The 20729-nt window shown below is 61.0% G+C and carries 19 protein-coding genes; 12 read left to right on the top strand and 7 right to left on the bottom strand.

Features of this window, described 5'->3' with window-relative positions; all coding sequences use genetic code 11:
• Nucleotides 1-125 precede the first annotated feature (125 nt).
• The gene (locus P3T40_RS13180; protein WP_429268136.1) at nt 126-1643 is read right to left on the bottom strand and encodes a carbohydrate porin; all 1518 of its coding nucleotides are present in this window, start codon (nt 1641-1643) and stop codon (nt 126-128) included.
• A gap of 631 nt (nt 1644-2274) precedes the next feature.
• The gene (locus P3T40_RS13175) at nt 2275-2439 is read right to left on the bottom strand and encodes a hypothetical protein (RefSeq protein WP_429268135.1); all 165 of its coding nucleotides are present in this window, start codon (nt 2437-2439) and stop codon (nt 2275-2277) included.
• 130 nt (nt 2440-2569) lie between these two features.
• Here P3T40_RS13175 and P3T40_RS13170 point away from each other — a divergent pair, with 130 nt between their 5' ends.
• From P3T40_RS13170 to P3T40_RS13150, 5 genes are all read left to right on the top strand, one after another.
• Nucleotides 2570-4216, top strand: coding sequence for an NRAMP family divalent metal transporter (locus tag P3T40_RS13170; protein ID WP_429268134.1), 1647 nt, complete (start codon nt 2570-2572; stop codon nt 4214-4216).
• A gap of 319 nt (nt 4217-4535) precedes the next feature.
• Nucleotides 4536-5249, top strand: a complete 714-nt coding sequence (locus tag P3T40_RS13165; RefSeq protein WP_429268133.1) for a response regulator — start codon at nt 4536-4538, stop codon at nt 5247-5249.
• A gap of 126 nt (nt 5250-5375) precedes the next feature.
• Nucleotides 5376-5759 (top strand): hypothetical protein, encoded by a 384-nt coding sequence (locus tag P3T40_RS13160; protein WP_429268132.1) that lies wholly within the window; start codon nt 5376-5378, stop codon nt 5757-5759.
• A 58-nt stretch (nt 5760-5817) separates the two neighbouring features.
• Nucleotides 5818-6033 carry a hypothetical protein gene (locus P3T40_RS13155; RefSeq protein WP_429268131.1) on the top strand — a complete coding sequence of 72 codons (216 nt, stop codon included), beginning with the start codon at nt 5818-5820 and terminating at the stop codon, nt 6031-6033.
• Nucleotides 6034-6184: 151 nt separating this feature from the next.
• Complete coding sequence (locus tag P3T40_RS13150) at nt 6185-7075, top strand: PTS sugar transporter subunit IIA (RefSeq protein WP_429268130.1); 891 nt, start codon at nt 6185-6187, stop codon at nt 7073-7075.
• 132 nt (nt 7076-7207) lie between these two features.
• On the opposite strand, the gene P3T40_RS13145 is transcribed toward P3T40_RS13150, so the two are convergent.
• The 3 genes from P3T40_RS13145 to P3T40_RS13135 form a co-directional block, all read right to left on the bottom strand.
• Nucleotides 7208-8092 carry a 4-hydroxy-tetrahydrodipicolinate synthase family protein gene (locus P3T40_RS13145; protein ID WP_429268129.1) on the bottom strand — a complete coding sequence of 295 codons (885 nt, stop codon included), beginning with the start codon at nt 8090-8092 and terminating at the stop codon, nt 7208-7210.
• A gap of 2 nt (nt 8093-8094) precedes the next feature.
• Nucleotides 8095-8436 (bottom strand): hypothetical protein, encoded by a 342-nt coding sequence (locus tag P3T40_RS13140; protein ID WP_429268128.1) that lies wholly within the window; start codon nt 8434-8436, stop codon nt 8095-8097.
• A 159-nt stretch (nt 8437-8595) separates the two neighbouring features.
• The gene (locus P3T40_RS13135; protein WP_429268127.1) at nt 8596-9363 is read right to left on the bottom strand and encodes a DUF4410 domain-containing protein; all 768 of its coding nucleotides are present in this window, start codon (nt 9361-9363) and stop codon (nt 8596-8598) included.
• 402 nt (nt 9364-9765) lie between these two features.
• Between P3T40_RS13135 and P3T40_RS13130 the strand changes: the two genes are divergently transcribed.
• From P3T40_RS13130 to P3T40_RS13105, 6 genes are all read left to right on the top strand, one after another.
• Nucleotides 9766-11154, top strand: a complete 1389-nt coding sequence (locus P3T40_RS13130) for a GH1 family beta-glucosidase (RefSeq protein WP_429268126.1) — start codon at nt 9766-9768, stop codon at nt 11152-11154.
• A 74-nt stretch (nt 11155-11228) separates the two neighbouring features.
• Nucleotides 11229-12467, top strand: a complete 1239-nt coding sequence (locus P3T40_RS13125) for an ABC transporter substrate-binding protein (RefSeq protein WP_429268125.1) — start codon at nt 11229-11231, stop codon at nt 12465-12467.
• Between the two features lie 8 nt (nt 12468-12475).
• On the top strand, nt 12476-13411 hold the full coding sequence (locus tag P3T40_RS13120) for a carbohydrate ABC transporter permease (RefSeq protein ID WP_429268124.1): 936 nt from the start codon (nt 12476-12478) through the stop codon (nt 13409-13411).
• On the top strand, nt 13411-14331 hold the full coding sequence (locus P3T40_RS13115) for a carbohydrate ABC transporter permease (protein WP_429268123.1): 921 nt from the start codon (nt 13411-13413) through the stop codon (nt 14329-14331). Before P3T40_RS13120 ends, P3T40_RS13115 begins: the two co-directional genes overlap by 1 nt.
• A 3-nt stretch (nt 14332-14334) precedes the next feature.
• Nucleotides 14335-15417 (top strand): ABC transporter ATP-binding protein, encoded by a 1083-nt coding sequence (locus P3T40_RS13110; RefSeq protein ID WP_429268122.1) that lies wholly within the window; start codon nt 14335-14337, stop codon nt 15415-15417.
• Nucleotides 15418-15441: 24 nt separating this feature from the next.
• On the top strand, nt 15442-16515 hold the full coding sequence (locus P3T40_RS13105) for a LacI family DNA-binding transcriptional regulator (protein ID WP_429268121.1): 1074 nt from the start codon (nt 15442-15444) through the stop codon (nt 16513-16515).
• A 14-nt stretch (nt 16516-16529) separates the two neighbouring features.
• Here P3T40_RS13105 and P3T40_RS13100 read toward each other — a convergent pair whose 3' ends face one another.
• Complete coding sequence (locus P3T40_RS13100; RefSeq protein WP_429268120.1) at nt 16530-17387, bottom strand: PA4780 family RIO1-like protein kinase; 858 nt, start codon at nt 17385-17387, stop codon at nt 16530-16532.
• A 573-nt stretch (nt 17388-17960) separates the two neighbouring features.
• Here P3T40_RS13100 and P3T40_RS13095 point away from each other — a divergent pair.
• Entirely contained in the window at nt 17961-19670 is a 1710-nt protein-coding gene (locus P3T40_RS13095) for a SulP family inorganic anion transporter (protein ID WP_429268119.1), read from the top strand.
• 11 nt (nt 19671-19681) lie between these two features.
• On the opposite strand, the gene P3T40_RS13090 is transcribed toward P3T40_RS13095, so the two are convergent.
• A complete protein-coding gene (locus P3T40_RS13090; protein ID WP_429268118.1) occupies nt 19682-20638 on the bottom strand; it encodes a hypothetical protein in 957 nt (318 codons plus the stop codon).
• Nucleotides 20639-20729 lie beyond the last annotated feature (91 nt).

Raw genomic sequence — 20729 nt, 5'->3', positions numbered from 1 at the left:
CGCGGCAAATCTCACAGCAAGTAAAAAGGCTGTAAAGAGGGTACCCGTCCCTCACTTTCGTCATGCCGGATGGCAAGCGATCCTGAACGTCGCCAAGCTCACTCGTGGCCGGGCGAGCTGATGCGTCAGAACGTGATATTTGTCCGCAGACCCACAATCGCTTCACTGCCGACACGTTGCGACGGGTTCTCCGGATTGGGAATGCCGCCTGCCGGACGGAACGCATACTGGATATCGGCCTGCAATTGCCACCAAGGCGTAACCTGATACTGATAGGTCGCTTCGACGATAGTCTCGGCACTACGCGACGGGTATCCCGGTGTATAGATGGCCGAAGTGTTTGCGAAATCCTGGGCGTGCGAACCAATCTGCGCATAGCCGACTGCCAGCCCGACCACATCGTTATCGCGGCTCTTGAACGGCGCCTTCAGCGTCACCCCTGCATTGATTCCCAGATCCACCAGGTTGCGATCGCCCGGCGCGCCCATCACCCGGGCAAACACGCCGATTGACCGCGGGCTGTCTGCGCTCGGGCGCCAGACCATCTGTTCGGCCACGGCGTAGAAGCTGTAGTCGCCGCGATGGCTTTGCGCGATACCGTTGCTAGCGGGGTTCGCGAGTGACAGCCCGTTGGTGTCGAAGCCCTGGTCAGGAAACTGTTGCGTGTTGTACCAGAAGCCGAGCTTGTAGGTGCCGGGCAGGCCGCTGGGCTTCGCCCCAGCCGGGTCGGACGGTGCGGGATTGAGTGCGTATTGCACTTCGCCGATGAATAACGCGCTGTCATGCAGATTGAAGTTCGTGCCATGCGCGTTCAGCTTCTGCGGATCGCCCAACCCGTCGCCCGCTGGATTGCCGTCGAACACACCGGCCAGCACGGTCCAGTTGTCTGAGGGCATGACCCGTAGGCGCGCACCAAGCGACGAAAGCGGGTAGGCTGGGCCGCCAGCGGGTAGATCGACGGACGGCAGCACCGACCAGCCGAAGGTCGCGTTCATGAACGTGGCGGCGTACTGGCTCACCATGAATTCCTGATCGAGGCTCTGCTGTCCGACCTTCACGTCCACTTTGCCGCCGAGCAACGACTGCTGGTACCACAGTTCCCACAAGCGCGTTGTGGCGTCCGCCTCGATGCCGCTCGCGTATTGCAGGGTGTGAAGATCGCGCGAGCTCAGATTGGTGCCGTGAATCTGCAGACCGGACACGTTGAAGATCCCGCCCGGCAACCCAAACGCTTTCTGCGTGTCCACACCGATACCGAACTGGGTCAGACCATCGTAGGCACCGCCGCGCCGCGTGCCGCCCGACAGGTTGTTCAGATACTCGCTGGTTTCCTGCAGACCAAAGGTCACACCATAGTTGCCGAGCCACGGACGCAGGCCGCCCATGTCGCCAAGCAGGTTTGATCGTTCCCAGAAGCCAGTCGGGGCAGGTGGCGTCCGATCCGGCTTGGCCGCAGTGGCGTCCGGGCTGGCGGGCGCGGCCGGTTGCGCATCGCTCTGTCCGGACGCCGGCGCAGGCGCGGCAGGCGTGGCGTCACTGCTTGCCTGGGCGAGCGCCGGCGGAACGATCCCGAGCGACAACAGCAGGCTCAGGCTGATGGGTCCGCTGGACAGCAGCAGTTTGGATTTCAGGTTCTTTTTCATGGCGAGTGGGGCGAAATTATCGCGGCGTAGCCGCTTCGTGTTTTATCGATCAGAGGCGCGAAAAATGGTGGGACGACTCACCCCCGTCCAGCCTGACGAACTCAGGCGACGTATGAAGACGTGATGGCGTCTCGCAAGCGAGCTTGCGAAAAGCGGTCGAACAAGGGAGCGTGCTGCTGGCGAACTGGCACGGAGCCAGTCAGAGAGGAAGCGCGCTAACCCGACTAGAGCGAGTTAGCGGCGAAGGAGGGATCCTGCGGCGGCTATCTCGCGGTGGTGTCGCCGGCGCGGGCCGGCATCGGACTTCCACTACTAGAGCATGTGTCCACGAGGGACTCCTTTTGATGAGACGGGCGGATTGTATTCGCATCCTGCGCGGGCCTGCAAGTGAAAAAACCATACAAAATGCCGCACTCCGAATTTCCGGACCGAAACGATGCGACAACGATTCCGTTTCGCATTTGCAACGACACCCCATTTCTTGCATCGACCTTTCCTTTGCCCTGCCATTCGGAAAGATTCGGTGCTGCCGGAAAATTATCTTGGCTCTGCTTAACGAATCGATTGACTTCGGATTTGCGTGACACCTAAAATTCAAAAATCTTCACAAGTGGGGCTAATGCCTTGGACATCAGCAGTAGTCGATCTTCGAACAGGTTTGCTGCCTGACCGGCAGGACGTCCGCGCTCCCTTTCTCAGCCGCCGTCTTGCCAGCAGGCAGACGGTGCGCGCCGAAGTAACTCCCTCCGTGCACTCTTACTAGCGCCATATGGCCGCCACGATGACGTGCGTTCATGTGGCACCGTGTCGCGAGCGTCAACTCGCGGTTGCGTCCGTTCGCGCCTTTTCGCTTTGCAGGCGCGGACCGGCGCGTGGATGAACACGTGCATAGCAATTGCACACCCGTCTGTGGGGAATAAAACAAAATGTCTACTCCAGCCAACGTCTCACCGCCACGCAGCGCCGTCCTCGACGAAGCTCATATCGGCGATATCAGGGGTGCGCTCGGCACCATCGCGCATCACGACACCGCACCGCGCACCAACTGGTGGGCGAGGTTCCGGACGCTGCTGGCTATTCTCGGTCCGGGCCTTATCGTAATGGTGGGCGACAACGACGCCGGTGCCTTCGGCACCTACACCCAGGCGGGGCAAAACTACGGCACCACCTTGTTGTGGACCATGCTGCTGCTGGTACCCGTGCTGTTCGTCAATCAGGAAATGGTGCTGCGGCTGGGCGCCGTGACCGGCGTGGGGCACGCACGCCTCATCTTCGAACGCTTCGGCAAATTCTGGGGTGCATTCAGCGTCGTCGACCTGTTCATCCTCAATGCGCTGACGATTGTGACCGAGTTCATTGGCATCACGTTCGTACTCGACTTCTTCGGTGTCTCCAAGATACTCGGGGTCTGCATCGCTGCGGCATTGACTATGGCGGCGGTCAGTACAGGAAACTTCAGGCGATTCGAACGCTTCGCAGTCGTGTTGTGCGTGCTGAGCCTGCTGCTGGTCCCGGTGCTGGTATCGATTCATCCACCGGTTGGCCAGATAACGCGCGATTTCTTCATCCCGAGCTGGCCTGCCCACTCGAAGCTGAGCGATGTGATGCTGCTGGTCATCGGTATCGTCGGCACCACCGTTGCGCCGTGGCAGTTGTTCTTCCAGCAGAGCTACGTGGTCGACAAACGTATCACCCCGCGTTTCATGAAATATGAAAAGGCGGACCTGTGGATTGGCATCGTGTTCGTACTGATTGGTGCGGTGGCGATGATTGCATTCTGCGCCGCACTCTTCTCCGGCAAGCCTGAGTTCGGGAATTTTACGGACGCGGGTGGCGTTATCGCCGGCCTTGAGAAATATGCAGGCCATACGTCTGCAGTCCTCTTTGCTATCGCGCTGTTTGACGCCGCAATCATCGGTGCTGCTGCGGTATCGCTGTCCACCGCGTATGCCATCGGCGACGTGTTCAAGATCCGGCACTCGCTGCACCGTAGCGTGTCGGACGCAAAGGGTTTCTATCTGGTGTACTTCGGCATCGTTGCCGCTGCTGCTGCACTGGTGCTGATTCCCGGCAGCCCGCTTGGTCTGCTGACCGAAGCGGTGCAGACGCTCGCGGGTATTCTGCTGCCCAGTGCTACGGTGTTTCTGCTGTTGCTGTGCAACGACAAAGCTGTGCTTGGCCCTTGGGTCAACTCGAAGAAGCTCAACGTATTCACAGGCGCTGTCATCTGGGTTCTGGTGATGCTGTCGATCATTTTGACCGCTTCAGTGATGTACCCGGACATCACCGGCGCAACGATTCTGGAAACGCTCGCGGGTGGAACACTACTGGCCGCCATCGGTTACGCTGCAACAATCGGTATTCGAAAGCTGCGTCGTGAAACGGCGGACGTCAACGTAGAGGCCTATCCGAAAGGCGCGTGCGATACGTGGCGCATGCCACCGCTGGGTGAACTGCCGCCGCCAAATCTCACGCTGACGAAGCGTGTCTGGATGGGTGTGCTGCGCGGTTATCTGCTGCTGGCTGTCGCCCTGGTTGTCGTGAAGGTGGTGCAGATGATGCTCCTGAAGTAAATCGGACAGCAGTACGGTCCGGACTTCTGCCACTGCACTGAAGGGCGGTGCCGGCCTGCTCTCATTGGGGTGGGTGCCGCGTCCATACCCCGCAACAATCGGCGTGCAGCGTTTAAACGCCGTGCCAACAGCCTGCGCGACGGGCTTGCCATCAATCCGGATTTACGACATTTTTATTTGCATCGCGCTATACATTTAGCGAACCTGACAAAGCAGGTTGCGACACCTTCGTTTAATCGACTGTGTCGGGTGATGTTGCTTATAAAAATGGGGCTCGTCTTGAACTTGATGATGTGGCTCGCCGAGCTCAATTAGAACCATGAGCGAGCCGACCATGACCGTTGTCCTGATCGACGACGAGAAAAATCTTCGCCGTTTTGTCCGTGCTGCGCTGGAGGCAGAGGGCATGGCGGTCTTCGAAGCCAGCACCGGGTTACAAGGGCTAGCACAGGCTGCAACGCGGCTGCCCGACCTCGTCATCGCCGATCTCAGCCTGCCGGATATGGACGGCACGGAGATGATCCGGGAGCTACGCGCATGGTCGACGGTGCCCGTGATTGTGCTGTCGGCGCGCAGCCGGGAAGAAGACAAGGTGAGGGCGCTCGACGCCGGCGCAGACGACTACCTGACCAAGCCATTCGGATTACCGGAATTGATGGCGCGGATTCGGGCCCATTTGCGCCGGCAAGCCCGTGACCGCCGGTCGGGCTTGTCGCAAGTTCGCTTTGGCGCCGTCACGCTCGATCTGGGCGAGAGACGGGTCGTGCGCGGCAGCGAGACCGTGCATCTGAGTCCCATTGAATACCGCTTGCTGTCTGCGCTCGCGCGGCATCCAGGAAGGGTGCTGACTCACCACCAGCTCTTCCAGGAAGTATGGGGGCCGTCTCGCGCCGACAACTACCATTACCTGCGCATTTACATGGGGCACCTGCGCCAGAAGCTCGAATGCGACCCGGCGCAGCCTGAGTACATCGTCACGGAGAGTGGGGTGGGCTACCGGCTGATCGGTGTCGAGGACTTGCCAGCCGGGTAGAACCTTGACACTGCGGATCATTACACAATCTTTGCACCGATTTCGTGCGGTTTTGCGGGTTCTTGACACGGTATGTGCTGAAATAGAAGCATCATGATGGACTCGTTAAAGCATTCGGAGTTCTAAATGTGGGTGACCCTGTCGCCGCTGAGCATGGCGATGGCGTTGTATGTGCCGCACTCCAGCGCGGCGGCCAACAGTGGAGGCTCGAAAACAATGAAAAGTGACGAGATCAAGGCGTTGATCATGGAGATCCGGCGCTATGCGGAGAATCGCCTCAGCGATGTCGCGCGGGGCGTAGAAACGCCGGCGCTGGCGGCACTCATGGTCGAAAAGTTCGGCGAGGGAATCGCGAAAGCCATGCAGTTGCTTGGGGTTGAAGGCTGCGGCGAACTCGGGCGCGAAATCGACCGCTTGGTGCGTGAAGTGGACCCGCACTATCCGAAGCATTTGCAGTATCGCTTCGAAGCACGCCCCGCGGGTCTCGCGATCAACGGTGCGGCGCATTGAGGCAAAGCAGCAAAGCGCACCGCGCTATGACGGCGCGCTCAACAGTATAGGAAATCGTATGGCGTTCAAACAAACCAAGGGAAACATGACCGTAGAGGCCTGCGTGTTTCCCGCTCCGGGCCAGATGTTCAAAGGCGCGCTCCGTGTGACCACTACGCGTGATAGCAAAACGCTGCAACAAATCACAGGACGCGGCTGCGGCCGACCCATGCGCAGCTCGGACGCTGCGCTGGCATTGGCTGAACTCGAAGCCCGGCGCATTCTCGGCCTCTGAGACAGGCGGCATGCTCTTCGAACGCTTTTCCGGTCGTGTTTGCTCGCTGTGAGCGCGACGGGAAAAGCGCTTGGCACATGCCGAATATTTTTACGCGAGCTTGACGCCAATTCGTGTAGCCTGACATCAAGCAAACGAAGCGAGGGGCGATATGACGCACCCAATGACAAGCCTGCGGGCTTTTCTCGGATCCGGCAAGAGCGCGGCTCGACCCCGGTCACATACCACGGCGAGCCGCAACGTGATGATGCACGTGACGCTCGACGCGCAACACGCCACACCTTTGCGCCAGGCGCTGATACGCGACTGCGGCGACCAGCCATGGACCATTCGCGTCGCACCGCTGCCCGGAACGGGTCGCGTGCGGCTGTCGCTCTATATGCCCAAGACAGCGGTCAATGGAGCGATCCAGCGAGTCGCGCACATTGCGCCGACAGCGGAATTAGGCCAACTCTTTGAAGTGCCGGACGCGCCCACCGATAGCTGGCGCGGCTTGATGCATGCGGAGTCCGCGCCGCGCGTCAATGCGCCCGATGAAGCAGATGAGGCGGCAGTCGCCGAGGCCGATCCCGCGATTGTCGGCGGCGCGATCGCTCAATTGATGTCGCGCGACCATGTCCTGCTCGGTTTGGACGTGGCGAACCGCGAGGCCCTGTTCGTTGAACTCGGCCGCTTCTTCGAACAACGCTATGCGCTGCCGGCTGCGGCCGTAACCGCGGGACTGGCGGCGCGTGAAGCGCTCGGTTCGACCGGACTGGGGCAAGGCGTGGCTGTTCCGCACGGTCAGATCAAGGGCCTGCGCGAGGCCATGGTCCTGTACGTCCGGCCCGCCACACCGATCGCGTTCGACGCACCGGATGGCAAGCCCGTCACCGATATCGTCGCGCTGCTCGTGCCGAAATGGGCGAATACGACACATTTGCGGCTGCTAGCGGACGTGGCGGAGCGTTTTTGTGACCATCAGTTCCGCCAGCAACTGCATGCCTGTGACGATGCGCATGCGGTGTGCCAGCTTTTTGTGGAGTATGGCGCGGCGGCTTGATTGTCTTGGACCGTCAAGGCCGAAAGTCAAAGCTCAAAGCTAGCGGGGCCCATCACATTGAGGTGATGGGCCCCGCTAGTTGTTAGCCATCCTTAAAGGCGCGACATCAGCCGCGCCACGACAGACTCGAGCCTAATGCGTGACCCCAGCAAACTCCGCGCGCAAATCCTGCAGGACCTCGCGAGCCTCGCTGAGGCGCGCCACAAGTTCTGCGGAAGCGCGTGAAATCGGCATGCGCGTTTCGTCCGTCATGGGATGGTCGAACGCGAGCATGGCCTTAACGGCAGACGGATTGGGGGCAGAGAACAACAGCCGCAGCACGGGCTGCAAGCTCGTGAAGAGTGCCTGGGCCTGCTCCATGCAATGGGTTTCAGCGAGTTCCTGCACTTCGATCAGCAGATCCGCGCAAACATGCGCGCTCGCCAGAACGCCGCCCGCGCCGCCCTGACTGATGCAGTCCAGGAAGGCATCGTCGGTGCCGCACAGCAGGCTGATCGGCACGCTGCGCAGCTTGTCGAAGTGATCCTTCACGCATTCCTTGATCGCAACGATGTTGTCATACTCGGTGAGGCGCGCGACCGTGTCCGGCGCGATAGCCACGCCGGTGCGATGCGGCACGTCGTACAGCACGATCGAACGGTCGGTTGCGAGCGCAACCTGTTCGAAGTGCCATTGCACGCCGGCCTGGTCCGGGCAAATATAGGACGGCGGCGAAACCAGATAGCCGGCGCAATCCCAATGCTCATAGCGCCGAAGCTCGCGGATGACCTCACGCGTATCCGACCCGCCGACACCCACAAGTACCGGCAAACGGCTGCCGACCACGTCGGTAATGGCCTGCAGCACCGTGACGCGCTCGGTTTCCGACAGCAAGGCGGCTTCGCCGGTTGTGCCCAGCGCCACAATGCCGCTGATCTCAGTGCGCGAATAGTAGTCCGCCAGATGCTGTAGCGCGTCGATATCGACTTCGCCGTTGCGCATGGGCGTGACGAGCGGCAACCAGATTCCTGAATACATGATTAGCGTGCCTCCTTGCCGGCATGGCGGCGCTTGACCGGCCCGATCATGGCATACGGGAGCGTCGTAATCAGTGTGTGCATCGTGAAGTCGAGGTCGTCGGGAGCAATATCGAGGTTCAGATGAACATGGTCGCGTACGACCTCGGCGCTGACGACATAGACGCCCAAAGGCGAGTGCAGCAGCGTTTTGAGTTGGACCCGCGCATCGTCCGCGGATACGCCGAGGAGGGTTACCGGCAACTGCACGCGCGACGAAGGGAAGGGGATGACGTTGTGGCGTGAGACGGGTTGCGCACGTTGCGGTCCAGCGTCAAAGACCTGGAGTGACAGAGGAAGAGCCATGAGAGGTGTAATCGCTGCTGTGGTTGTTCAACACAGTAACTAGAGTAGACCCCTCGGTGTAAACATCGCGCTAAAATCCGCGCCCGTGGCGGAAAAATGAGAGTGGTGTTGTTGGGGTGGGTCGATGCCCATGCCGAACCAGGGCGTCGACCAGACAGACTATCCCTTGGTGCGCTCGGCGGGCATCCAGCCTTGCGATTTGCCGATCTCCGCCACTTGTTTGGCGATGGATTCCGCCAGCTTCTTGGCATTGCCCGCTGCACCGCCGTGCCTGGTCTCCGATACGCCGTGCAACCCGGCGCCTGCCGCGGCCGATGTCGCAAGATGGCCGGCCGCTGCGCCGACACCTGCGGTTTCCGCGATGCCAGGCATTTTGCCGCTGTCTGCGCTCGCATCGAAACTTTGCACGAGGCGCGGCGCGCCGCCGGCAGGTTTATACAGCAACTGAACCGACGTGCTGAGTTCGCTCTTGCCCGCACCGAGCCCAATCAAAATCCGGCGGCGACGGTTGCCCGAATCGATGGTGTCGAACTTGCCTTGTACGAGCAACACGTTTTGATCCGCCGGTGCCGGCACATCCGAGCGGATGGCGCGCAGACCCATGGATTGCAACTGGCGCACGATCTCGTTGGCCACTTGCTCGCGGACTTCAGCCGCTTCCTGAGCCTGCTTTTGTGCGGTCGATGTGCCATCGAACTGTGACGTCATTTTCTGGATCACGCCGCCGTTGTCGAGCTTCACCTGGTTCGGAGTGCTATCGAACGAATAGACGTAAATGTTATCCGGGCGCACTTGCGGTTGGGCCGAATACTGGGCGGTATTGCTGACGCCGCCGGCACACCCTGCCAGCAAAGCGCAAAGAACTATCACTGCCGCCGAAGCACCGCGCGCGCCTTTGCTGGCTACGAATCGAATTGAATTCAACATGTTTATCCTGTCCTGACACGTTTGTGTCGTCACTCGCTTAAACGTATCGTCCGATGATTGCGAAACCGTAGGATGACAATTCATCTTCGATCTCATTCATGCGTGATACACCTGCTGTTCTCAGGCACGTTTTGCAGGTGCACCGGCAGCAGAGGCGAGTATGGAGGAATGAACTTTTGAACTCCACGCTTCAATTATGTCGAGTTATGTCACCCACCCCGCACCCCCATCCAGACAAACCCTGATTGCTGCATGGAATTGGCCGCTGCTATTGTTCGCAGGTCTTGTGGAAGCGCTTCCACTCCGCTTCTGCGCAACCGGTTCAACGACCTCGAGCAACTACGTTGCATGGGGCCGGAGTAGGTGCGGAAACACTCACTCCGGTCGACACAAGGAGAATCCGTGGCAAACGCATCCGCTCCATTCCAAGATCTGAACGGTGATCCGTTCTCGCCAGCGGCCGATTCCGCGCTCTGGCGCAAGCAGTTCCTGCTCGGCGCGGCTACCGCGTCTTACCAGATCGAGGGGGCCGTTCACGAGGACGGCCGTCTGCCGTCGATCTGGGACACCTTCTCTGCGACCCCCGGCAAAGTACTGGCAGGCGACACAGGCGAGGTGGCCTGCGATCACTACCATCGCTGGGAAGCTGACTTCGACCTGCTGACGGCGCTCAACTTCGAAGCCTACCGCCTCTCGATCGCCTGGCCGCGCGTCATGGACGAAGGGGGCCGGCCGAACCAGAAAGGGCTCGACTTCTACAAGCGGCTGCTCGGCCGCCTTCAGGAGAAGGGCCTCAAGACCTTCGTCACGCTGTACCACTGGGACTTGCCGCAGCATCTCGAGGATCGCGGCGGCTGGCTCAATCGTGACACCGCGTATCGCTTTGCCGATTATGCCGATTTGATGAGCCGCGAACTCGCGGGCCAGGTCGATGCATGGATGACGCTCAACGAGCCGTGGTGCTCGGCGTTTCTGGGCTACGGCAACGGTCATCACGCGCCGGGACTCGCGAACGGACGCTATGCCACGCAGGCCATGCATCATCTGCTGCTTGCGCACGGTTTGGCGATCTCGGTGCTGCACGCGAACGATCCGGCTTCGAAGAAAGGCATCGTCGCGAACGTCGGCAGGGGCACGGCGAATTCCGCAAGTGCCGAAGATCAGCGCGCGGCGCATCTGTTCGAGGTGCAGCACAACGCGTGGATTCTCGATCCGCTGCTCAAAGGCGCGTATCCCGAGGATCTCTTCGAGCTCTGGCCCGGCACCGAACCGCTGGTGCTGGACGGCGACCTGAAGACGATCTCCGCACCGCTCGACTTCCTCGGCATCAATTACTACTTCCGTACCAACGTGAAGAGCGACGGCGGACACGGTTTTACCGACGTCCCACTGGAAGGCGTGGAGCGCACGCAGATGGGCTGGGAAGTCCATCCGGATGGCTTGCGCGATCTGCTGATCGGCTTTAAGAGGACCTATCCGAACCTGCCTCCCATCTATATCACCGAGAATGGCATGGCGTCGGACGACAAGGTGATCGAGGGCCGCGTCGACGATCCGCAACGCATTTCCTTCCTTAAGCGCCACCTTGCCGCAGTAGATAGCGCGATCAAGGAGGGCGTTGATATTCGCGGGTATTTCGTCTGGTCGTTGATGGACAACTTCGAGTGGGCGTTCGGTTATGAACGGCGTTTCGGCGTGGTGCATGTGGACTACGAAACACAGAAACGCACCGTCAAACGCAGTGCCGAATTGATCGCAAAGTTTCTCGCGGAGCGGAAGGAACGCAACTGAGTACCGCAACCGAATATGTAGAGCTGGTTTGTATATCCACCTGAAACAAAGGCGTAAAGCCTGGAGGAGACGGAATGCACAGCAGAAGGAAACTCTTGAGCGGTATTGCTCTGGCGCTCGCGCTCAATGGTGTGGTGGCCCATGCCGACCCGTTGAAGGCCAACGTGATCCACTGGTGGACATCGGGCGGCGAATCGGCCGCCATCCGCCAGTTCGCGGATGCCTATAACAAGGCCGGCGGCCTATGGGTCGACAACGCGGTGGCCGGCGCCGATCAGGCGCGCTCCACCGCGATCAACCGGATCGTCGGTGGCGATCCACCCACCGCAGCGCAGTTCAACACCTCTAAGCAGTTTCATGACCTGATCGATCAGGGCATGCTGAACAACGTCGACTCGGTGGCGGCCAAAGAAAACTGGAACGCAATTTTCCCGCAGTCGATTCTCGATTCGATCAAGGTCAACGGGCACTTTTACGCTGCGCCCGTCGATATTCACATGCAGGACTGGTTCTTCTATTCGAAGCCGGCGTTCAAGAAAGCCGGCATTGCAGGCGAACCGCAGACTTTCGATGAACTGTTCACCGATCTCGACAAGCTGAAAGCGGCCGGCTATATCCCGCTCGCGCTCGGCGGCCAGGCGTGGCAAGAGAAAATCACTTTCGACGCTGTGTTTGCCGATGTAGGCGGCACGGACCTCTATATGAAGGTCTACCGCGACCGCGATCAGAACGCCGTCAACTCGGCTGCCTTCAAGAACGTGCTGGCTACTTTCAAGCGCTTGCACAACTACGTGGATGCGGGTTCACCGGGCCGCAACTGGAATGACGCGACGGCACTGGTGATTTCGGGCAAAGCCGGCATGCAGGTGATGGGTGACTGGGCGAAGGGCGAGTTCTCGGCGGCCAATCAGGTGGCTGGAAAGGACTTCGGCTGCTTCCCGGGCTTCGGTCCGAAATCGCCGTACATGGTGGCCGGCGACGTCTTCGTGTTTCCGAAGACCGACAACGCCAACGCCATCAAGGCGCAGAACCTGCTCGCCACGGTCATGACGTCGCCTGAGGCTCAGGTCGCTTTTAGCGCAAAGAAAGGCTCGATTCCGATCCGTCCGGATGTGGACACCTCAAGCCTCGATATCTGCGCGAAGGAGGGTATTGCGATCATGAAAGACAAGTCGCGCCAGTTGCCTAATCCGGAAATGCTGATTTCGCCGGACCTGCAGGGCGCATTGACGGACGTCATCACCAACTTCTGGAACAAGAACGAGTCGGTCGAAGATGCGCAAAAGGCCTTTGCCAGCGCGCTGAAGAGCTGAGCACCGCGATGCGCGCGCTCGGCTTGAACTCCACCACGGCACGACCGGCGAGGCGGTCGAAACCGCTCGGCCGGCGTTGGCCGCTGGCCGCGTGGATTGCGTTGTTGCCGATGGTGGCGACGGTCGTCTTCGCGTATCTCGGCACCATGCTGTGGACCGCACGGGTTTCGCTCACGCTGTCGCGCACTTTTCCGTCGAACCAGTTCGCCGGCGTGACGCAGTACGTGCGGTTGTTCCACAACGACCGCTGGATGGTGTCGCTGCAGCACATCGTGATCTATGGGGTGTGCTTCATCATCGCGTGCATGGTGATCGGCCTGCTGCTGGCCATCTTCATCGACCAGCGCGTGATGGCGGAGGGCGCGTTGCGCACGGTGTTCCTGTATCCGTATGCGATGTCGTTCGTTGCGACCGGTCTTGTCTGGCAGTGGATTCTCAATCCGGAGCTGGGCGTGCAGGAAGTGTTGCATCGCATCGGCTTTGCGAACGCACGCTTCGACTGGATCGTCGATCAGGACTGGGTTGTTTATACGCTCGTGATTGCCACCGTCTGGCAGGCATCCGGGCTCGTGATGGCCCTGTTGCTGGCCGGTCTGCGCGGCATTGACGACGAGATCTGGAAGGCTGCGCGCATCGACGGCATTCCGCGCTGGAGGGTCTATGCGAGTATCGTCGTGCCGATGCTCAAGACTTCACTGTCCACGGCATTCGTGCTGCTGTTCGTGATGGTGGTCAAACTCTACGACGCGGTAGTGGCGATGACGCAGGGTGGCCCCGGCACGGCGAGCGAAGTGCCGGCCAAGTTCATCATGGACTATCTGTTCGGTCGCGCCAATATTGGCCTTGCTTCGGCGGCTTCGATTGTTTTGCTGACCACCGTGCTGGCGATTCTTGCGCCGTTCTTTTATCTGCGCAGCCGCGCCGCCTTGCGAAAGGACGTCTGATGAATACGGTCCCTTCAGTTGGCCAACCCAACGTCCGAGCTGCGGCGCGACCTGCCCCCAGGCGCCGCCGGCACTTCACCCCCGCGCGTTTTGGCGTGTACGCGTTCCTGATTACCGCAGCGTTGTTCTTCCTGTTGCCGCTCTATGTGATGCTGGTGACGTCGGTCAAGCCGATGACCGAGATCCGCATGGGCAATCTGCTGGCACTGCCGCTGCATTTCACGCTCGCGCCGTGGCACGATGCATGGGCCTCGGCGTGCACCGGGCTTGACTGCAACGGCATTCAGGTCGGCTTCTGGAATTCCGTGCGCATTGTGGTGCCCAGCACGATTCTGTCCATCGCGATCGGTGCGGTGAACGGCTACGCATTGTCGTTCTGGCGGCCGCGCGGAGCAGGGATATTGTTCGCCGTCCTGCTGATGGGCGCCTTCATTCCGGTGCAGGTGATGGTCTATCCGCTGGTGCGCGTGCTGGCTAGCGTGCATCTGTTCAGCTCGCTGCCGGGTATCGTGGTGATTCATACGATCTTCGGCATGCCGATCATGACGCTGCTGTTTCGCAACTACTATGCGTCGATTCCGCTCGAACTGTTCAAGGCAGCGCGGATAGACGGCGGCGGTTTCTGGCGCATCTTTCTGCAACTGATGCTGCCCATGTCCACGCCGATCATCGTGGTCGCGGTGATCATGCAAGTCACCGGCATCTGGAATGACTTTATTCTCGGCCTGGTCTTCGCAGGCACCAAAAACCTGCCGATGACGGTGCAGTTGAACAACATCATCAACACCACCACCGGCGAGCGTCTCTACAACGTGAACATGGCGGCCACCATTCTGACCTCGATGGTGCCGCTTGCCATCTACTTCATCTCAGGCCGCTGGTTTGTGCGCGGCATTGCTTCTGGCGCAGTCAAGGGATAGAGCATGACCAATGTATCGAACGTGTCGATTCGTAACCTGCGGATCGATCTGGGCGCGAATACGGTCATCGAGGCGCTCGATCTCGATGTCACCGCGGGCGAATTCGTCGTGCTGCTCGGGCCGTCCGGCTGCGGTAAATCCACCTTGCTGCATAGCATTGCGGGACTGATCGATGTCGCCGACGGCAGCATCGAAATAGGTGGCCAGGATATGACCTGGGCCGACCCGAAAGATCGCCGCATCTCGCTGGTGTTCCAGTCGTACGCGCTTTATCCGACCATGAACGTGGAGCGCAATCTGTCGTTTGCACTGCGTATCAACGGCACGCCTAAAGCGGAAATCGAACGCCGGGTGACGCGTGCCTCCGAGATGCTGCAACTCGGACCGCTGCTCAAGCGCAAGCCGGCGCAACTGTCCGGCGGTCAGCGCCAGCGCGTGGCGATTGGCCGCGCAATCGTGCGCGAGGCGGACGTGTTCCTGTTCGACGAGCCGCTCTCGAATCTCGACGCCAAACTGCGCACCGAATTGCGGCGCGAACTGAAGCAACTCCATCAACGGCTGGGCGCGACGATGATTTACGTGACGCACGACCAGGTGGAGGCGATGACGCTCGCCACCCGCATGGCCGTGATGCGGGGTGGCGTGATCCAGCAGATTGGCACGCCTGCTGAAGTCTATGCGCGGCCGGACAATCTGTTTGTTGCTACTTTTCTCGGCTCGCCGGCGATGAACATGCTGCAAGGGCGGCTCGAGCGCCGCGAGGAAGGCATGCGCTTTCGCACCGAGCATCTCGACCTCGACGTGTCGCGCTATCCGTTCAAAACGTTGCCCGATACCACGCTGCCGTGCGTGCTCGGTGTGCGTCCCGAGGATGTGCGCGTCGGGGCGGATCTCGCGCAGCGCGGCAACGTATCGCTGGTCGAGCCGATGGGCAACCACCAGGTTATTTGGCTCGATTATCATGGCGCCCAGATCGCGTCGATCGATCAGGACAAGTCGCCCATCGCGCTAGGGGACGCGTGTTCCTTTTCGCTCGATAGCGCCCATATTTCGCTGTTCGACGAGGCCAGTGGCGCCCGTCTCTGAACGGCATGGCTTGACGGAGCATGTGTGGCAACCCTGAAAGACGTGGCGGAGCTGGCTGGTGTCGGTATGTCGACGGCATCGCGGGCGATTTCCGGCAAAGGGCCGGTGTCGGCCGATGCCGCGCGCCGCGTGCAAGCCGCCATCGAGGCGCTGAACTTCCGCCCTTCGTCAATAGGCCGCGCGATGGCGACGCAATCGCTCGGCATGATCGGTCTGTTCGTGCCAACCTTTTTCGGCTCGTATTACGGCACCATCCTCAAGCAGACCGATGCCGAGTTGCGCGCCGTGCACCGTCACGTGGTGGTGGCCACCGGTTGCGGCGAGTCGTCGCCGCGTGAGCAGGCTATGGAAGCGGTGGAGTTTCTGATTAGCCGCGATTGCGACGGCGTGATCGTGATCAGCCACGATTTGCATGACGAGGACCTGAACCGGCTGCATAAGATGCATCCGAAGATCGTGTTCCTCAATCGCGCGTTCGGGCAACTGCCGGAAGCGTCGTTTTGTGCGGATCATATGCGCGGCGGCGAACTGGCTGCGCGCACCTTAGTCGAGCATGGACATCGGGACATCGCCGTGATTGCGGGGCCGTTTACCGCGTCGGACAATCAGGCGCGTATCGACGGCTTTTTTGCAGAGCTGGCGCGCCATGGGATCGAACGTGCGAATGTGCCGCTGATCGAATCGGACTTCTCGCCGGAAGGGGGCTATGCGGCCGCGCAGAAGCTGATCGAAGCGAAGCAGCCCTTTACCGCGGTGTTCTGCGCCAACGACACGATGGCGGTGAGCGCTCTCGCGCGCTTTCAGCAGGCGGGCATTTCGGTGCCGGGCGACGTCTCGGTGATCGGCTATGACGACGACTATTCCGCAGCCTATGCAGCGCCTGCGCTGACCTCGGTGCATATTCCGACCGCGGAGCTGACGCAAAACGCCGTGCGCTGGCTGGTGAATGAATGCTATGGAACCGCGTGGGAGATCTTCCGCGAGTTTCCCGTCACGGTGACGATGCGTGCTTCGGTGGGAGCGCCGCCGCGCCGCTCCCGGCTGTCAAGGCCGGCACAGCCGGATGTATCAACCCGCACGCGGCGCAGCAAGGCGTAGGTGAACCGGCGCGCTCAGGCGCTGTCGCGTAGCGTCTGTTCGTGGCGCATGCGCGCCTCTTCGTCGAGACGCGTATCCTCCAGTTCCTGCAGCACCGCTTCCAGATCGACGGGCGTGGTGTCGAGTTCGACACGTCCGGTCAGTTGCACGTCGACATTGAGTTCGCCGCCTTCGAACAGCGCCCAGATCTCCTTGCCGTAGCTTGCGCTCAGCAGATGCGGCGCAAAGCGGCCGAAGTAGGTCGCGAGATTGTCCACGTCGCGCTCCAGCATCGCCGGGGCTTCGAGATTGCCGGCGGCATCCACGGCCTGCGGCAGATCGATGATCACGGGGCCATCAGCGGCGAGCAGGATGTTGTACTCGGACAAATCGCCGTGGATCACGCCGGCGCACAGCATACGCACCACCTGGTTGAGCAGCAGCGCGTGCAGTTCGACCGCACGGGCCTCGCTCATCTCCACATCGTTCAGACGCGGCGCGACGTTGCCGTCCTCATCGGTCACCAGTTCCATTAACAGCACGCCGTCAGTGCAGATATACGGCTGTGGCACGCGCACGCCGGCATTCGCCAGACGAAACAGCGCGTCGACCTCGGCGTTCTGCCAGAGCTGTTCCTGCACCTCGCGGCCATAACGGCTGCCTTTTTCGAGGGCGCGCGCTTCACGGCTGTTCTTGACCTTACGACCTTCGCGGTACGAGGCAGCCTGGCGGAAGCTGCGCTGCTTGGCGTCCTTGTAGACCTTCGCGCAACGGGTCGAGTCACCGCTGCGCACCACATAGACGGTGGCTTCCTTGCCGCTCATCAACTGACTGATGACTTCGTCGATCAGCCCTTCTTCGACGAGCGGAATGAGGCGTTTGGGTGTTTTCATGCGGCCACCGCCTGCATGTTGCACGGGGACGCAAGCGAAGTGGAGCGGGGAACGGCGGGGCGCGTGAGCGTGGCTGCCTGAGGGCAAGCAGCCTGGAGCGGAAATAGAGTCATGCCGGATTATAAGGTGTGCGGGGCAATCGGCAGAATTCCTGGGTTTTTCGGCGGATCTGCGCTGCCGGCTTGCGATGCGGTAACCTTTGTAGGCCTCCTATTGTTCAAGGACGCGGACCCTGCCGCTGCGTAAGATCAGTAAGGGAGACAGGTGGGTCGCGTGCGTCACCCGCGACAGTATCTTGCGGGGTTTACCTGATTTAAAAGCACGGTCGATCCTTTACACTCGCGGGCATAATTGGTTACGGGGTGAAAGATGCTAGTCACTTTTCTGATTACCTGTCCGCTTGGGATCGCTGCATTGTTTGGCTTTGCCAGGATCGTCGACCCCCTCACCGGCCAGCTCAAACGCTAGTTGGTTTCGCAGGTCTTACCTTTCGGTTGGCAATCGAGTCTTGCGTTATAGGGCCCACTCGCGGCAGGATGCGGCATTGCCACCTGATTGCGACGACGTCCCTGCATGCAAGATTCTCCAGAAAAATTAGCCACCCGTTTCGGCCTGCTGAAAGGCATCCTTCCTCTGAATCGCGCTGCCGCGCTACGCGATGTCTTGGCCGGCGTCTCGCTCGCGTCGATGGATATTCCGCAAGTACTTGGTTACGCGCGCATCGCCGGCATGCCGGCTGTGACCGGCCTGTACACAGTGTTTCTGCCGCTGCTGGCGTTTGCGTTTTTCGGCGCGTCGCGTCATCTGGTGGTCGCCGCCGACTCTGCGACCGCGACCATTTTCGCCAGCAGGCTCTCCACCATGGCGCCGATCGCGAGCGGCGAATATGTGGCGCTCGCCGGCATGGTCGCTTTGCTGACCGCGATCCTGCTGCTCGTGGCTCGCGTGTTCAAACTCGGATTCCTAGCTGACTTTCTCTCGCGCACCGTACTCGTCGGCTTTCTGGCCGGCGTGGGCGTGCAGGTGGGCATCGCTATGCTGGGCGACATGCTGGGCATTGCCGTGTCCTCGCCGCACAGTACCGAGCAACTGGCGCAGGTTGTGAGCCGTTTCGGGCAGGTCAACCTGCCGACCCTGGCTATTTCATTGATCGTCGTGCTGAGCATTCTCGGCGCGAAGCGTTTTATGCCGCGCCTGCCGGTGCCGTTGCTGGCCGTGGTGGGGAGCATCGCCGCTAGCGACATCTACCAGTTTTCCGCACACGGCATTGCGATTCTCGGCCCCGTCGCCGGCGGGTTGCCGCCTTTGCAGTTGCCGCACGCGAGCTGGCACCAGATCCTCGATCTGCTGCCGGTGGCCGCATCATGCTTCGTGATGATCGTTGCGCAGAGCGCGGCCGCTGGGCGCGTCTTCGCGCAGCGTTACCACGAGGAGGTCGACCTGAACGCCGACATTCTTGGACTCGCCGCCGCCAACACGGTGGCGTCCTTCTCCGGCGCATTCGTCGTCAACGGCAGTCCGACCCAGACCGCGATGGCCGACCGCGCCGGCTCGCGCAGCCAGCTGGCCCAGGTGGCGTTTGCGGGCGTGGTGGTCGTGGTGCTGCTGTTTTTCAGCAAGTATTTGCAGTATCTGCCGCACTGCGTGCTGGCCGGCATCGTGTTTACCATTGCGATCGGGCTGATCAATGTGGAGAGTCTGCAGGCGATCCGGCGCGAGAGTCCGGGGGAATTTACGCTGGCCGTGTTCACCGCGATTGCGGTGGTGGTGCTCGGCGTCGAGCATGGGATTCTGATTGCCGTTGCGCTGTCGTTGCTGCGTCACGTGCGCCACAGCTACCGGCCGCATACGATGATGCTGGCGCCCGGTTCCGATGGGCGCTGGCAGCCCGTGCCCGCGCAACCCGGCACGCTGACTGCGCCGGGGTTGATCGTCTACCGTTTCGGTGCGGACCTGTTCTATGCCAACGACCATTTCTTTGTCGAAGACGTGCGCCAGTTGATCGATCGCGCGCCGGGCAAGGTGCGCACATTCGTCGTTGATGCGAGTGCCATCACGGACCTGGACTATTCGGCGGCGCGTTCGCTGACCGATCTGTTGGAGATGTTGATGCAGCAGAACGTCACGGTGGTGTTTGCACGGGTGAATCGCTATCTGCGTTCGGACATGGATCGACATGGCATTACTCAGGTCGTGAAGGCGTCGTGCATCTTCAGCACGATGCATGAGGCCTTGGCTGCGGCGGGCGTGCCGGCCGATCCGCACACGCAAGGTGTGATGTAGCGCAGAGGGGGTTACTTCCCGAACTCGTCAGGTACTTCGGTGACGCGACGTTGCGATATATGGCTCATCCATTCAGCGTCGCTGGAAGTGCCCCGATGCATCGCAGGCGGGGTGAGTAGCGCGTCGCGAAGACGCGCCTCAGCCGGCATCGTGACAGACGCGTATTCGTCGCTGCCGAGTCGCGCAGGCGCGAACGGCGAGTACCCGCCCGCCGCAGACGGGCGGGCCCACGGCCGGCGATGGACGGCGGATGATGCCGGCCGATGCAACCCACTGGACGAAGCCGCCGCCCCTGCATGCCGCTTCGCAGTGACACTCTGCGAAGCAGACGAGTGAGCCTTGCGATGGATGGCACGATTCGCCTCATGTATCCCATGGCGTGCGTGGCGCGCTTCATCCAGATGCGGCTGCAAGGCTATCGGTGCGTGGGTTTGCACAGGGACTTCGTCGGGCATGGCGATAGATGACCGGGCGGTTCCGGACGCGTCGTTTGCGGGCTGCGCGTGCAGCACCGATGCGCTGCCCGGTTCCGTGTGACGCTGCGGCAGATGGCCGATGGCGAGCCAGGCGAGAAGCGCGGCACCACCCATCGCGCACGCGCCGGCGACGCGCACGCCGGGAGGGAACCCACCGCGAAGGGACATCGCCGGCGCATCCTTGGCCACGGGCATCGCGGATGCCTGAGCATGCTCACGCTCACCAGGCGGCATAGCGAAGGGTGAGGCAGGCTCAGCCAGATGCACAGCGGGTTGCCGAGGCCACGCGGAGGACCAGTGACACATCGACCAGATGGTCTCGTCGTGCAGGCAGAACGTTCGTAGAAGTGCGCTGAGATCGGCACGCAAGCTGCCTTCGGGCGAGAGCAATGCCCACTCTGCGCCAAAGGGCGGAGGGAAAGAATCGGCTGCACGTGACCGCGGCTGGTTGATACTGCCTTCGATCCGTACGAAAGGGCTGATCGTTGACATAGGTTCTTTAGCGAGGTGTTGTTCTGGAGTCCAAAGCCCAGGGACGACGTTGAGCGCTGCCGTTCAGGCAATTCGCTTCATGATGCATAAG

The organism is Paraburkholderia sp. EB58, assembly GCF_050436665.1.
Lineage (GTDB): Bacteria > Pseudomonadota > Gammaproteobacteria > Burkholderiales > Burkholderiaceae > Paraburkholderia.
Note: the sequence above shows the minus strand (reverse complement) of the source record. Positions and strands in the feature narration are given on the sequence as shown.